This is a genomic window from Lysinibacillus fusiformis (genome assembly GCF_002845985.1).
Classification (GTDB): domain Bacteria; phylum Bacillota; class Bacilli; order Bacillales_A; family Planococcaceae; genus Lysinibacillus; species Lysinibacillus fusiformis_D.
The window spans coordinates 18,560-32,411 of sequence record NZ_PDFK01000008.1 but is presented as its reverse complement, the minus strand read 5'-3'; the positions used below and the strand labels follow the sequence as shown (position 1 = coordinate 32,411).

Below are 13,852 nucleotides of genomic sequence, written 5' to 3'. Positions count from 1 at the left end.
TCTCATAATGACGGCTCCTTTTTCATAGTAGAATTAAGCTTTTTCCATAGCTAGCAGTAGTTCTTCTTTGGAAATCATACAATCGCCACCGCCTTGGACCATTTGGTCACTTCCGCCGCCCTTACCATTAATAAGAGGTAATGCCTTCGCGGCAATATCTTTCATGCTTTTGGTAACATTTTTACCTTTTGCTGCAACAAATTGTAGTTTGCCTTCATTTTCAGAAACTAGTAAGGTCATAGCATCTGACTGGTCAGAGACAATCAGACGAGCGATTTTTTGTAGCTCCTGCATTGTTCGTTGATGAAAAGCAGTCGTTACTACACCTTCACTATTAGCCACCAGTGCCTTTGCTTCGTAAGTTAGTAACTCCTCTTTCGCAGTAGCAAGTGCTTTCTCCGTAGTTTTTTGGACAGATAGAACTTTTGTAAGTGCTGTAGCAGCCTCAATCTCTGGAACACTTAATTGTCGAGCAACATCTGCTAATACTTTTTTCCGCATGGCAAGCTCGGCTAAAACACGTTGTCCACAGACAAAAGAAACGCGCACATTGCCTTTCATTTTTTCAGTGCTTAGTATTTTAATAGCACTGACCTGCCCTGTGGATGTTGGATGAGTGCCACCACAGCCGTTATAATCAAAATCAGGGATAATGACCAGTCGAATGTCCCCCGTCACAGCAACTTCTTTCCGAAGATTATAGTTAACAAGCTCATTTTCTGTAATCCATGTTGTTTGAATTGGACGATTTTCTAAAATGATGTCATTGGCTCTTGCTTCCGCCGCTGCAAGCTGCTGTTCAGTCAGCGTATCTATAGCAATATCAATTGTGACCTGCTCACTACCTAGGTGAAAGCTTACAGTCTGTGCATTAAAAAGCTCTATAAATGCCGCTGTTAAAATATGTTGTCCAGCATGCTGCTGCATATGATCGAATCGTCTTGACCAATTGATTTTGCCACGTACTACACCGTCTAAAGTTGATGGATCTCCTTGAATATAGTGACGAATTTCATCATCCACTTTTTCAACATCTATGACATCTACATTATTCAAAGTGCCTGTATCGTGAGGCTGTCCGCCACCAGTTGGATAGAATGCGGTATTGGATAGGACAACATAATGACGACCAGCTTCATCCATTCCTTTGCTTACAAAATTAGCATTAAACTCGTGTAACATAACGTCTTGATAATATAATAGCTCTTTCATGAAAAAGCCTCCTTTTTATGTAGGGATTCTTAATTCTAAAACAATTCCATTTTATTCTGGCATAATTACTTACACGTGTATACGGCTTTTCTAGTTGACCCATGCTGAAATTGATTTAATATAAAAAGGAACAGCTAAAGAAAAAGGAGCTAGAACAATGGAAATTACACAATTCACAATGGAAGAAATTTTAGACCCTACAAATATTATTGAGGGTAAGCGCTATGAATTTATTTTGGATGTAGAAATTGATGAAGAGGACGAATTATATCACGAAGCTGGCATTGAAATTCGTGTCCTCATCGGTGAAAAGGGCGAATCGCCATTTATTTTAAATTACTTCATTCTGGAAAAGGCTGAAGGTGAATACTTAGATTTTGCTTTAGAGGATGATGAACTAGAGGAAATTCTGACATTCTGTAAAGAAGAAATTGCTAAATTATAATAAATGGGAGCAGGTAGAGAGTATATTCTTTACCTGTTTTTTATTTTGTTGTAGTAGCTGCCACAGGACATGATTTCTTTAGATTAACTACTCCTCGTACGTATCAGCCATATTTGATTGAATTAAGGATTATGTAAGCTTACTGAAATAAATATGTTGTATTGGAGAACTAAACTTAGTTTTAGTGTTCATAAAAACGGGCATTTTAAAGAGAGAGGTGCTTATATGTCAACTTACACAGATTCCATTTTAATAGCGTTTTTTATAACGATTATTTTATCATTTGTACTTTTTATTCCATGGCTTATTTATACGTATCGTAAATATGGATATTTATCTATGTCCAAAACCATTATTATGTTCTCATTTATTTTTTATTTTTTATCCGCACTATGTTTAGTATTACTGCCATTTCCATCTACAAGAGATACATGCTCACTCCAATCCGCAGACACTGTTCATACTAATTTGCGACTTTTTCAATTTGTTGAGGATATTTTAAAGGACAGCGGGGTTGTAGTAACAAATCCCTCTACATGGCTTGCTATAACGAAACAGCAGGCATTTTTTCAAGCGTTCTTTAATTTCTTGCTACTGATGCCGTTTGGCGTTTACTTGCGATATTTTCTTAAAGAAAGAAGGTACTGGAAACGTGCATTTTTAATTAGCTTTTTGCTAACATTGTTTTATGAGGTCACACAAAGAACAGGTATTTACGGCATCTTTAATTGTGCCTACCGCATCTTTGATGTGGACGATTTATTACTGAACAGTGTAGGCGCGTTACTAGGATTCTTTTTAGCACCAATCATATGGGCACTATTCCCTTCGCATGAAGAGGTTGAGGCAAAAGCTGCTGAAATGGAAAAAATGGATATTGTTAAGCCCATCTCTATTTTGCTGGCACTCGTCATTGATTTATGTATCGCACAAATGATATGGATTATGGTTGGCGGTCTGACAGGGTATAGTGGTACATTCGAGTTCTTGGTGAACATGGTCTTGTACATGATCCTCTTTGGCGTGATCCCAAGTATGATGAATGGTGCAACGCTAGGTATGAAGATTATGCGTTTTACAATGGCCAACAAGAATGGCAAAAGTATTGTAAAGCAATCGTGGCGTCGCTGTATCGCTATTGTCGCTACGGCTAGTCTATTCGAAGCCATTTCAACGTTTGGTAGTATTCAATTAAATATGGATTCATCATTTTATGTTCTGCAAATTGTCATTTCTCTACTAGCCGCAACAGCAGGTTTTGCACTTACAATGATTATAGCCATCCATATAATACGTGTCATCGTAAGTGGAGGAAAACGACGTTTGTATATCGATCAATATGCAGATTTAATGGCAACAAGGAAAAAATAAGGGGGCTTGTAGAATGAAATACGTCATCATTGGGGGAGATGCTGCAGGTATGTCTGCAGCAATGGAAATCTATCGTAATGTGCCAGGGGCAGAAATAACTACTTTAGAACGTGGTTTTATTTATTCATATGGGCAATGTGGATTGCCTTATGTTGTAGATGGACGTATTTCATCAACCAAACGTTTAATTGCACGAGATGTCGAGACTTTTAGAGATAAGTATGGCATTGATGCAAGAGTTGGCTATGAGGTAGAAAATGTAGATATAGAGAAGAAATTTATTACGGGGACACAGGCGAGTGGTGAAGCATTTGAGATTCCCTATGATAAGCTTCTTATTGCTACGGGAGCTAGTCCAGTAGTACCTGTGCAAGAGGGGATTGAATTAGAAGGTATCCACACGGTAAAAACGATTCCTCAGTTGGAGGATTTACTGGCTGATTTAACGCCAGATATTGAACAGGTAACCATCATAGGTGGTGGCTATATTGGATTAGAAATGGCTGAAACGCTACACGCCTGCGGGAAAAAAGTAAGGCTAGTTCAACGAGGAAGCCATGTAGCACGAATTTTAGATGAAGAGCTTGCCCAACATGTTCATGAGGAAGCAAAAAAGAACGATGTGGAACTCTTATTAAATACAAGTGTGGAAGCATTTGAAGGGAGTAAACGGGTCGAGCGTGTCGTCACAGATAACAGTATTTTAGAAACAGATTTAGTGATTGTCGCTTCAGGCATTCAACCAAATACGCAGTTTTTAAAGAATACTGGAATAGCACTTGCGAAAAATGGAGCAATTATTGTGAATCGCCATTTAGAGACTTCTATTGAAAATATTTATGCAGCAGGAGATTGTGCAACCCATTTTAATATTGTGAAGGAGCGTTTAGATTACGTACCTTTAGGAACGACTGCTAATAAGCAAGGTCGTTTAGCAGGCCTTAATATGTCAGGCAAGTTTGCGCCGTTTAGAGGAATCGTGGGAACTTCTATCTTAAAGTTTTTCAATTTAACCATTGCTACGACAGGCATCAATGAGCGTAAGGCGAAAGAGCTTGGCTTTGACTATGAGGCATTTAAACTATCTGCACGTCATATTGCTGGCTATTATCCAGGTGCACAACGTATGTATATTAAGGTGGTTGTTCGCAAGCGGGACCAGCTGCTATTAGGCGCACAAATCGTAGGTCCAGCAGGAGTTGATAAGCGTATCGATGTATTTGCTACGGCATTGTATAGTAAAATGACATTACCTGATTTACTAGATTTAGATTTAGCCTATGCACCACCGTTCAATGGTGTTTGGGACCCATTACAGCAGGTGGCACGAATGAATGGACGTTTATAATAGGAGGTAGAAAGATGAGCATTTATGATATTAACGTAACTTTAGAAGATGGTACTGTCTATAGCCTCGAACGTTATAAGGGAAAGCCTTTGCTAATTGTCAATACAGCCTCCAAATGTGGCTTTACACCGCAATTTGAAGAATTAGAAGGTCTTTATGAAAAATATCAGGAGGAAGGTCTTGTGGTACTTGGTTTCCCTTCAAATCAATTTAAACAAGAGCTAGCGACTGCTGAAGAAGCTGCATCACAGTGTCGTCTGACATATGGAGTGACTTTCCCGATGCATGAGATAGTTAAGGTAAATGGAAAAGAAGCACATCCTATTTTCGATTATCTAACTTCTCACTCCAAAGGATTTTTAGGCAGTAGCGTGAAGTGGAATTTTACAAAATTCCTTGTAAATCGCAATGGTGAGGTTGTAGGGCGCTACGCCTCAGCAGATAAGCCAAGTAGCTTTGAGGACGATATTCAAAAGGTTTTAGAACAATAGATTAAAATGGTTCATGCACAGTTATTTGTGTATGAATCTTTTTTTATGTCAATCAATTTTAAAAGTTGGGGAATACAAAAGGGAATGGCTTCGATAAAACGTATGAATTAATCGAAAACTAGCGATTGATTTAAGGTTGCTGTAAGCTTGCGACAAATTTGTTGTAAGTTTGAGGTCGTATACTAAAGTCAGAAAGAAGAGGTGAGCGTATATGACGCCATTATTAAAGGTACAAAACGTTGGAAAAACTTACGGCAAAGGCGCAAATACTTTTACAGCGCTATCGAATATATCATTTGAAGTAGAAAAAGGAGAGTTTGTTGGTGTAATGGGTCCTTCTGGAGCCGGGAAATCTACCCTTTTAAATGTATTAGCAACGATTGATACGCCAACGACTGGTGAAATAATTATTGGGAATACTAATTTAGCACGTATGAAGGATGCCGAATTAGCGGATTTTCGTCGCGATAATTTAGGATTTATTTTTCAAGATTATAATTTACTCGATTCTTTGACAGTGCGAGAAAATATTGTTTTACCACTAGCTATTGCGAAGATGCCAACAAAGGCTATCAACGCAAGGGTTGAGCGGATTGCTGCATTATTTGGTATAAGTGACTTGCTTGATAAATATCCTTATCAAATTTCAGGAGGACAAAAGCAGCGTACTGCGTCGTCACGAGCATTAGTGACAGAGCCAAAGCTAATCTTTGCGGATGAGCCTACAGGTGCACTTGATTCAAAATCTGCAACAGATTTACTAGAAAGCTTAAGCGATCTAAACCAATCTCAAGCCGCAACGATTATGATGGTTACCCATGATGCTTTTGCAGCTAGCTTCTGCCAGCGGATACTATTTATTCAAGATGGACAGCTTTCTAAGGAAATTCAACGTGGGACTCTAACAAGGAAGCAATTTTTCCAAGAGATCTTGCAGGTGCTGTCTAGCATCGGGGGTGGAGTAAATGACGTTATTTAGTTTAGCGCGCAAAAATATTCAACGCAATTTGTCGAATTACTTTTTATATATTGCCTCGATGGTATTTAGTATCGTTATTTACTTTACATTTGTGACGCTCAAATATAATGATGATCTTTCGGCCTTAAAACAATCATCACAACAAATAAAGGGATTGATGAGTGCATCGTCAGTAGTGCTATTATTCTTTATTGTCATCTTTATGGCCTATTCCAATTCATTTTTTATGAAGAAGCGGAAAAAGGAAGTAGCCCTCTATTCATTGCTAGGTGTGCGTAAGCAAAAAATTGGCTTAATGCTCTTTTTTGAGAATTTAGTTATAGGACTTGTTTCTCTAATACTTGGTATCATTCTAGGGTTCTTTATGTCACAAGGGCTGTTAATGATCTTAGTACGCTTAATGGGCTATGAAGTGGTTGGTAGTCTGACATTTTCGATGGAGGCATTAATTAATACGACTGGCATATTTACACTACTGTTTTTATTCACATCATTGCAAGGCTATCGTGTTATTTATCAATTTAAGCTAATTGATTTATTTCACGCTGACAAACAGGGTGAGCAAATTCCACGTGCCTCTTTAGTAGCTGCTTTACTCGGTACTGCGCTAATTGCATTTGGATATTATACAGCTGCCTCTGATATGTTTACGAGTGAAATATGGAAATTCTTCACTATGTTAGGTACGCCATTAATGGTCATAGGTGTAACGATTGCAGGAACATATCTTTTATTCCATAGTGTGAGTGTTTTTGTGTTAACAGCATTAAAAAAAGCCACATCATGGTCATGGAAAGGCTTAAATTTAATCGGTGTTTCTCAGTTATTATATCGTATTCGAGCTAATGCTAAATCGCTGTCGATCATTGCAATTTTAAGTGCAACAACGATTACAGCAGGTGGCGGTGTCTTCGGCATGTATTACAATGCAGAAGCAAGTGTGCGTCAGATGCTGCCAAATACATTTATGTGGAAAGGCGAGACAGTAGAATTTTCTCAAGAAGATGTCTTATATAATGAAGCAGTGGCTGTGAAAAATTTACGTGTTGATAATGAATTCTCGTTTTTCGAATATACATTATTGAAGGAATCTGATTATAATCGTTTAGCGAAATTACAAGGTAAGGATGAAGAACTGCACATTGCAGATGGCTCTACAGTTTTACTTGATGCAGCCTATGATGAACGATTTTCACATGATTTTACGGGTGAGGACTTTAAGCTACAAAACGGAGATTCCTTCCATGTAGAGAAAATGTACAAGGAAAGCGTGCTAAACTTTATAGCAGCGGGAACAGTACTCGTTGTGAATGATCAGGAATTTGCGACTACAAATGCCGAAGAGCTCATCATGCAGGTTGTTGGATTGGACAATGATTTGAAACAACAGAACGTTTCACAAGATATTTATAAACAATTACCTACTGAACAACAAGAAACTTTCTCTAGTGTTCCACAAAGCTATGAGGATGGTTTAGCAACAGTTGGTGCACTATTGTTTGTGGGAAGCTTCTTAGGTCTCGTTTTCCTAGCGGCAACAGGCAGTATTATCTATTTCAAAATTTTAACGGAAGCTGAGGAAGATCAGGCGAAATACGCTATATTAAATAAAATTGGTGTGAATAGTAAGCAAATTTTAAAGACAGTTGCAGGACAGGTGGCTGTGATCTTTAGTGCTCCACTTATCGTCGGCATTGTGCATAGTGCTTTTGCGTTACTAGCATTTTCACAGCTATTTGGTATGAATATTACAAAGCCAGTTATGTTGTGGATTGTTGCATATTCAGCTATTTACTTTATTTATTATATCTTTACCGTGCGTTCGTTCTATAAAATAGTGAGACAGGGGAATTAAATATGAAAAAAGTATTTTTCGGAATAGGTGCATTGTTCATCTTATTCGTGGCAGGATTGGTTGTATTGATGACTGTAGACTTTAATCGGTTAAATAAAGACACATACTATGTCCATATTACAGCTGAGGGAGAAGTAGAGGAGTATAAGGTTGATAGCGGTGAAATCTTTAAAATGTACTGGTACGAGCTACCTGCTTACAATAAAAATGGCGAAGAAAAAACATTAAAGTTTTCAGCCCACAAAAATTTACGCCAGGATGCTTATTTAAAGCTTTACGTGAAAAAGGAAACGGAAGTCTCTTCATTTGATGAAGTAAAATTCCACGAGTTACCTGCAAAGGTGCAAGATCAAATGAAATAGCAAAAAGGTGATGTCAATAGCAGAAAAAGAATCTTTAGCAAGGTGAGAGGTTGATTTCCGTTCCGCCAGCGCCCTTTCCAGGGGGCGTCCGATGAGCCGCTTCACTCAATTACGCTCGTTCCAGGGTCTCATCTGTGACGCTAAATCCCCTAGGAGTGACGCTGGCTCCACTCCAATCAACCATTCTGCAAAGTGTCTTTACTTTTTTCATAGGAGTATAGCGATCAAATAGCCCATTATCTGTATTCTTAGAGGGGATAAGCTCTTATTTTCAATGTGGAGAAGTGATACGTGACAACACCTCTCCATAAAGAGAAGTGAACACCTTCACTTTATTTAAAAACCTTTGCTAAAAAGGTAACACTTTTGTGGATTAGAGTGGAGGGCTACTTGACTCCCGTGGGATAGCGAGACAGGCGAGCCTCTAAACGGAGCGGTAGCGGAGGAAGCGGCTCGGCGCTCGCCCACAGGAAAGCAAGTAGCCTGCAGCGGAAATCCATTTTCACCTTTCACAAAAATGCTATGGATAGTTTTGTTTTTCAACACTCTGAGGGGTGTCTCAAAAGTTATTTGAGACACCCCTTTTCTGCACGAAAGCGAAGTGTTACGAAGCGCCAGTGCCAAAAGTATGTTTGAAATTTATCGTTTTTCAAAGAATGCTGCTAGTTAAATTTTGGGTTTTCGTTTATTAGGTATTCCTTTTTAAATAAATGTTAACGCTTGTACCTTTCCCTTCTTCAGAGCTGATACTTACGGTTCCTCCATGGGCCTCGATAATATCTCTAGCAATAGCTGTACCTAAACCAGTGCCAGTTGTTTTTTCCGTATTTGTACCTCGGTAATAGCGTTCAAAAATATGTTCCAGATCCTCTGCTGCGATCCCTCTACCATTATCGGAAATCGTAATAGAATCTTCATCAACTGACACAAGTACGGAAACATCAGGAGCATTATGAAGGATGGCATTGTGTAAAAAGTTCATAATAGCTCTGCGCATAAAGTGCTCGTCAATTTGATGCAGACTGTCCTCGGTGGCTGTCTCAAACTCAAGATTAGCAAGCTCATATTGTGGTGTATTCAATGTATCGATTACAATTTCACGAATAAATGGCACCATATTCACTTTTTTTAATGTGAGAGGAAGCCGTTGATGTCTTAAACGCATTGTTAAATTTAAATCATCTAATAGATCTTGCATATGCAATGATTGTTTTTCTATAATTTTTGCGTACTCTGTTTGCTCACTAGGTGGCAATTTTTCATCATTCAATAGCTCTGCGTAGCCACGAATAGAGGCAAGTGGTGTTTTCATATCGTGTGAAACATTACTAATCCATTCCTCACGCATAACTTCTAGTCTCTTTCTCTCTTGTTCATGGGCAGCTAGTTCTAGTGATACTTCATTTAGATTTTCAAAAACAGGCTTGTAAACTCCTCCAGGCGCTTTGTCGGACGAATGTTTATGATCTTTTAAATGGTGAATTCGTTCAATCATCGCATAAAGAGGCTTCGTTAATGTGCGCCCAAAAAGCCAGCCTACCAATGTTGCTACTAACAAGTCCGCAATAACGATGAACAAGCCGAATTTCCCGATAAACTGTAAGATTGATGTGCCAGAAAAATGCATAACATATCTTGTAACACCACTACCTTGAATGCCAATTAAATAACTAAAATCATCCTTATTGCCAATATAAACCGTAGTATTAGAATCAAATTCTTTATATTTATATACCTGAATTAAGTCGATGGGTGTATAGTGCGAGAGTGCTTTTTCTGGTACAAAATGGGCGTCAATAACTTGACCATTTACATCAAGTAATTGAATCCAAGCATTTCGCAGATGCAAATGTTCAAGCCCATCTGCACTTATTGAGGGAACCCCATTTTTAATTTCGATATATTTTTGGAATTCGCGTACAAAGTTTTCTTCTTTAGTTGCAGAAGCACCATCAGAATCAGTAGCTAACCGATAAGTGAGCAGACCTACTAGAATGGCAGTATTGACAAAAATAACGATGATGACAATAGAAAGTACAGAAAGGAGGAAACGCGCTGTTAATCTCCACTTCATTCTTGTGCCTCTTTTGGTACGACGAATTTATAACCAAGTCCTTTAACAGTGGTGATATACAGAGGTTTTGAGGCATCCTGCTCGATTTTTTCACGCAAACGACGGATATGCACCATGACTGTATTATCTGAACCGAAAAAGTCCTCTCCCCAGACACGTTCGAACAGCGTTTCTTTACTTAAAATTCGATTAGGATTGTGCATAAAGCACGCCATTAAACCAATTTCCTTTGCCGTTAACTCCAATAAAACGCCATCTTTATGAACTTCAGTTTCATCGGTATTCAGCTGGAATGGTCCATGCTGTAGTGCTTTCTTGGTAAGGCTCGGAGCAGTATCTTGAGTTTGGTAGCCAGCTCTTCGTAATTGGGCCTTTACACGATAGGCAACCTCTTTAGGGCTAAAAGGCTTAGTAATGTAATCGTCTCCACCAATGGCTAGCCCTAAAATTTTATCAATTTCCTCGTTTTTAGCAGACATGAAAAGTACAGGCACATGTGAGACTTCACGGATACGTCTACATAAATCGTAGCCCTCACCATCTGGAAGCATGACATCTAGCAGTACAATATCTGGTTTTGTTAGTTGAAAGCTTGTCCAAGCATCATGAATGGAGCCAGCCGTATAAATTTGTTTGTAGCCCTCTTTTTGTAAGCTTACTTTTAACAGATTAGCTAAATCAGCCTCATCATCCACTACTAATATAGTTGGTTCTTGCACTTATTCACACGACCTTTCGATTTGGAAGAATCCTTTTCTGACAATCATTATAAATGAAATATACATGAAAGAGGAAATGAAGTATTGATTATATGAAAATTTGTATACAGTAGGGGAATGTGTTATGAAACTTTTACAGTTTCTAAAGCGTAAAAGGAGTATGACGATTTAGGAGGAATGACGGTGTTCAAAAAAATAGCAGCAGATGCACTTGGACTTTCAGATATTGGAGTAGTTGTGCCACAAGTGGATTATGATAAAACAGATGCAGATGATTTTATCTTACATGAAATTGACGAAAAAATATATTTTTTAATTAAAACGAAGGCAGATGAGTACTGCTTTACGAATCGTGCCATTATTCATGTAGATGGCGAGAGTGCCATGAGTAAAAAAAGATTATTGCGACGCTATGACTATTCTATGTATGCCATTACAGATGTTTTTCTAGAAACAGCAGGAACAATTGACCTTGATGTCGAAATTAAGTTTACAATTGGTAATTCTCCACTATCCATCGACATCCATAAACGCTTTATTGATGACATTAAAGACCTCTATAAAGCACTACATGCTATTAGCTATGAGCAAAAACACAATGCCTATAAGCTAGAGGTAGCAGAAAAAAGCTTAAACATTGCTTCTTCATCACTTGGACGGATGGGCAATGATAACATTTCCCCATCTACGTCATTCGAGGAAATCACACGCTTTGCGAGTACTTGGATGATCGATCATAAAGATAAGTACAAAAAAGAAGACTTCTCACATATTTTTGATTTATACATAAACAATTGATAAAAATAGCTCTCTGCAAATGTGGAGAGCGTTTTTAACATATAACACTTACATAAAAATTAGAACCAGGAGTGTGACGAAAAATGACAAACGAATTGCATGTGCTTGAAAAGGAAGGATTAGAAAATGATGACTTTATACAGCAACCGCAAGCCGCTGAGACATTGTTCGTAAATGAGTTCATTGATGGTATTTTAGATCCTTCACAGAAGATGTTAGGGCCCATTAAAGACGGTGGAACGATCATTGCCAATACAGCACCTGGATGCTGGGGACCAATGCTTACACCTACTATTCGTGGGGGACACGAAGTAACAAAGCCTGTTTTTGTAGAAGGCGCTGAGGTGGGTGACGCCATCGTCATAAAAATTAAATCTATTCAGGTCACATCTCTGGCAACCTCGTCAGGTTACGATGAGGCGATTATAGATCGATTCATTGGCGACCCGTTCGTTTCTGTCAAATGCCCAGGTTGTGGCAAGTTACATCCAAGCACAATTGTCAAAGGGATAGGTCCACAAGCGATTCGCTGTTCAACCTGTGATACAGAAACGGCACCATTTAAAATGATAAACGGCTATACAATGGCCCTTGATCAAAAAGGCCAAATAGGTGTCACTGTTGGAAGAGAGGGGGCTCGCCGTATCGCCCTTGATGCTAAAAATTACATGAGAACACCTGAAAATTCTGTACAAAATCCAGTTGTTGCATTAGCACCAAGCGACCTAGTAGGTATAATGGCGAGAATGCGACCTTTTTTAGGACAGCTTGGTACAACCCCTTCAAAAGCAATGCCGGATTCTCATAATGCTGGTGATTTTGGTTCGTTCTTAATTGGAGCACCGCATGAATATGCCTTTACACAAGATGAATTGGATTTACATCGTACCGATGGTCATATGGATATAAGTAGAGTACGCGAAGGGGCAACGATTATTTGTCCTGTAAAGGTTCCAGGTGGCGGTGTCTATATTGGGGATATGCATGCTATGCAGGGAGATGGGGAGGTTGCAGGGCATACAACAGATGTAGCTGGTATTGTACAGCTACAAGTTAGTGTCTTGAAAAAAGTAGCATTGGAAGGCCCAGTGTTATTACCAAACGAAGAAGATTTACCTTATACAGCAAAGCCCTTTACGAAGGAAGAAAAGCGCCGTGCACGAGAGCTAGCAGAGGAGTTCGGTGTGAAACAGGTAGAGGAAGCATTCCCTGTATCTATGATTGGTTCTGGAAAAACGCTAAATGAGGCTACGGATAATGCAGTCCAGAGAGCTGCAAAGTTATTTGAGATGAGTGAGCCAGAAGTATTAAATAGAGCGACGATAACAGGTTCCATTGAAATTGGACGTCATCCAGGAGTTGTCACAGCAACCTTCCAAGTACCTAAAACGATATTGAAAAAGGTACGAATTTATAAGACAGTGAAAAAGCAATATGATTAATAGATGAATTCATTCTAAAGCAAACTGTTAAAGGTTTGCTTTTTTGTATGGGTTATGGGGTGGCAAAGTAAGAATTTGTCTGAAATATGAAGTTTAGATTGAATTCTAATGTTGTGTTGATATAATAGGTAAAGTTTAAAAATGATTAGCCTAACCGAATTTAAATAGAACGTAGCATAGAAAAGTTGGTGTCGAATGACAGAGTTTTTTGGTGTGGAAAATAAAATAGAGAAAAAGAATAGTATAAAACCTTTTATATTAAAAATGAGAGGAGGGGGACATGCCCCCTCTCGAACAAATTTTGCTGATGCCATCACGGGAGCAATAGGCGGCTTAATATGTATTTTTGTTTTGCTATGGCTAACAAATTTTACAGAGGCACCTTGGCTAATGGCTTCACTTGGTGGTAGCTGTGTACTTGTATTTGTCGTCTGGAATGCACCGTTATCTCAGCCTCGAAATATTATTGGCGGCCATTTCATTTCCGCCTTTATTGGTTTGGCTATGTATGCACTATTAGGCTCGAGTATGCTGTCTATTAGTTTAGGCGTAGGGCTAACAATATTTTTTATGGCCTTCCTGGGCATTATCCATCCGCCGGCAGGTGCCAATCCTATAATTATTATTTTAGGAGGCTATGGTTGGAGTTATTTAGTAACACCTGTGTTAATTGGAGCTGTCATTATTGTATTTTTCGGATTGTTGATAAATAATTTACGTGAAAAAAGAAAATATCCACTATTTTGGTGATGGAGA

Annotated in this window: 13 protein-coding genes; 10 read left to right on the top strand and 3 right to left on the bottom strand. The window is 38.7% G+C overall.

The genetic code is table 11. From position 1 onward, the window contains the following. Positions 1 to 33: 33 nt before the first annotated feature. Entirely contained in the window at positions 34 to 1,212 is a 1,179-nt protein-coding gene (locus tag CRI88_RS19095) for an alanyl-tRNA editing protein (protein WP_101966948.1), read from the bottom strand. Positions 1,213 to 1,369: 157 nt separating this feature from the next. On the opposite strand from CRI88_RS19095, the gene CRI88_RS19090 reads away from it, so the two are divergent. From CRI88_RS19090 to CRI88_RS19060, 7 genes are all read left to right on the top strand, one after another. Then, entirely contained in the window at positions 1,370 to 1,657 is a 288-nt protein-coding gene (locus tag CRI88_RS19090; protein ID WP_058843749.1) for a DUF6509 family protein, read from the top strand. 225 nt (positions 1,658 to 1,882) lie between these two features. Continuing rightward, on the top strand, positions 1,883 to 3,028 hold the full coding sequence (locus CRI88_RS19085; RefSeq protein ID WP_101966947.1) for a VanZ family protein: 1,146 nt from the start codon (positions 1,883 to 1,885) through the stop codon (positions 3,026 to 3,028). A 13-nt stretch (positions 3,029 to 3,041) separates the two neighbouring features. Then, complete coding sequence (locus tag CRI88_RS19080) at positions 3,042 to 4,376, top strand: FAD-dependent oxidoreductase (RefSeq protein WP_058843747.1); 1,335 nt, start codon at positions 3,042 to 3,044, stop codon at positions 4,374 to 4,376. 14 nt (positions 4,377 to 4,390) lie between these two features. Further along, positions 4,391 to 4,867 carry a glutathione peroxidase gene (locus tag CRI88_RS19075; protein WP_101966946.1) on the top strand — a complete coding sequence of 159 codons (477 nt, stop codon included), beginning with the start codon at positions 4,391 to 4,393 and terminating at the stop codon, positions 4,865 to 4,867. A gap of 211 nt (positions 4,868 to 5,078) precedes the next feature. Further along, on the top strand, positions 5,079 to 5,846 hold the full coding sequence (locus CRI88_RS19070; protein ID WP_036125791.1) for an ABC transporter ATP-binding protein: 768 nt from the start codon (positions 5,079 to 5,081) through the stop codon (positions 5,844 to 5,846). After that, positions 5,833 to 7,701: an ABC transporter permease gene (locus CRI88_RS19065; protein WP_101966945.1), complete on the top strand. Its 1,869-nt coding sequence runs from the start codon at positions 5,833 to 5,835 to the stop codon at positions 7,699 to 7,701. The genes CRI88_RS19070 and CRI88_RS19065 overlap by 14 nt, the downstream gene beginning before the upstream one ends. 2 nt (positions 7,702 to 7,703) lie before the next feature. Next, positions 7,704 to 8,063 (top strand): YxeA family protein, encoded by a 360-nt coding sequence (locus CRI88_RS19060; protein ID WP_036125796.1) that lies wholly within the window; start codon positions 7,704 to 7,706, stop codon positions 8,061 to 8,063. 688 nt (positions 8,064 to 8,751) lie between these two features. On the opposite strand, the gene CRI88_RS19045 is transcribed toward CRI88_RS19060, so the two are convergent. Further along, complete coding sequence (locus tag CRI88_RS19045; RefSeq protein WP_058845255.1) at positions 8,752 to 10,137, bottom strand: sensor histidine kinase; 1,386 nt, start codon at positions 10,135 to 10,137, stop codon at positions 8,752 to 8,754. After that, the gene (locus tag CRI88_RS19040) at positions 10,134 to 10,856 is read right to left on the bottom strand and encodes a response regulator transcription factor (RefSeq protein ID WP_058845256.1); all 723 of its coding nucleotides are present in this window, start codon (positions 10,854 to 10,856) and stop codon (positions 10,134 to 10,136) included. Before CRI88_RS19040 ends, CRI88_RS19045 begins: the two co-directional genes overlap by 4 nt. A 183-nt stretch (positions 10,857 to 11,039) precedes the next feature. Between CRI88_RS19040 and CRI88_RS19035 the strand changes: the two genes are divergently transcribed. From CRI88_RS19035 to CRI88_RS19025, 3 genes are all read left to right on the top strand, one after another. Beyond that, on the top strand, positions 11,040 to 11,654 hold the full coding sequence (locus tag CRI88_RS19035) for a PH domain-containing protein (protein ID WP_058845257.1): 615 nt from the start codon (positions 11,040 to 11,042) through the stop codon (positions 11,652 to 11,654). Positions 11,655 to 11,737: 83 nt separating this feature from the next. Further along, the gene (locus CRI88_RS19030; RefSeq protein ID WP_058845258.1) at positions 11,738 to 13,096 is read left to right on the top strand and encodes an acetamidase/formamidase family protein; all 1,359 of its coding nucleotides are present in this window, start codon (positions 11,738 to 11,740) and stop codon (positions 13,094 to 13,096) included. A 195-nt stretch (positions 13,097 to 13,291) separates the two neighbouring features. Continuing rightward, on the top strand, positions 13,292 to 13,846 hold the full coding sequence (locus CRI88_RS19025; RefSeq protein ID WP_036124979.1) for an HPP family protein: 555 nt from the start codon (positions 13,292 to 13,294) through the stop codon (positions 13,844 to 13,846). Positions 13,847 to 13,852: the final 6 nt, after the last annotated feature.

Bases quoted from the DNA above. Each gene is read 5' to 3' on its own strand.
- CRI88_RS19095 (WP_101966948.1), bottom strand. From the start codon at position 1,212: ATGAAAGAGCTATTATATTATCAAGACGTTATGTTACACGAGTTTAAT.
- CRI88_RS19090 (WP_058843749.1), top strand. From the start codon at position 1,370: ATGGAAATTACACAATTCACAATGGAAGAAATTTTAGACCCTACAAAT.
- CRI88_RS19085 (WP_101966947.1), top strand. From the start codon at position 1,883: ATGTCAACTTACACAGATTCCATTTTAATAGCGTTTTTTATAACGATT.
- CRI88_RS19080 (WP_058843747.1), top strand. From the start codon at position 3,042: ATGAAATACGTCATCATTGGGGGAGATGCTGCAGGTATGTCTGCAGCA.
- CRI88_RS19075 (WP_101966946.1), top strand. From the start codon at position 4,391: ATGAGCATTTATGATATTAACGTAACTTTAGAAGATGGTACTGTCTAT.
- CRI88_RS19070 (WP_036125791.1), top strand. From the start codon at position 5,079: ATGACGCCATTATTAAAGGTACAAAACGTTGGAAAAACTTACGGCAAA.
- CRI88_RS19065 (WP_101966945.1), top strand. From the start codon at position 5,833: ATGACGTTATTTAGTTTAGCGCGCAAAAATATTCAACGCAATTTGTCG.
- CRI88_RS19060 (WP_036125796.1), top strand. From the start codon at position 7,704: ATGAAAAAAGTATTTTTCGGAATAGGTGCATTGTTCATCTTATTCGTG.
- CRI88_RS19045 (WP_058845255.1), bottom strand. From the start codon at position 10,137: ATGAAGTGGAGATTAACAGCGCGTTTCCTCCTTTCTGTACTTTCTATT.
- CRI88_RS19030 (WP_058845258.1), top strand. From the start codon at position 11,738: ATGACAAACGAATTGCATGTGCTTGAAAAGGAAGGATTAGAAAATGAT.
- CRI88_RS19025 (WP_036124979.1), top strand. From the start codon at position 13,292: ATGACAGAGTTTTTTGGTGTGGAAAATAAAATAGAGAAAAAGAATAGT.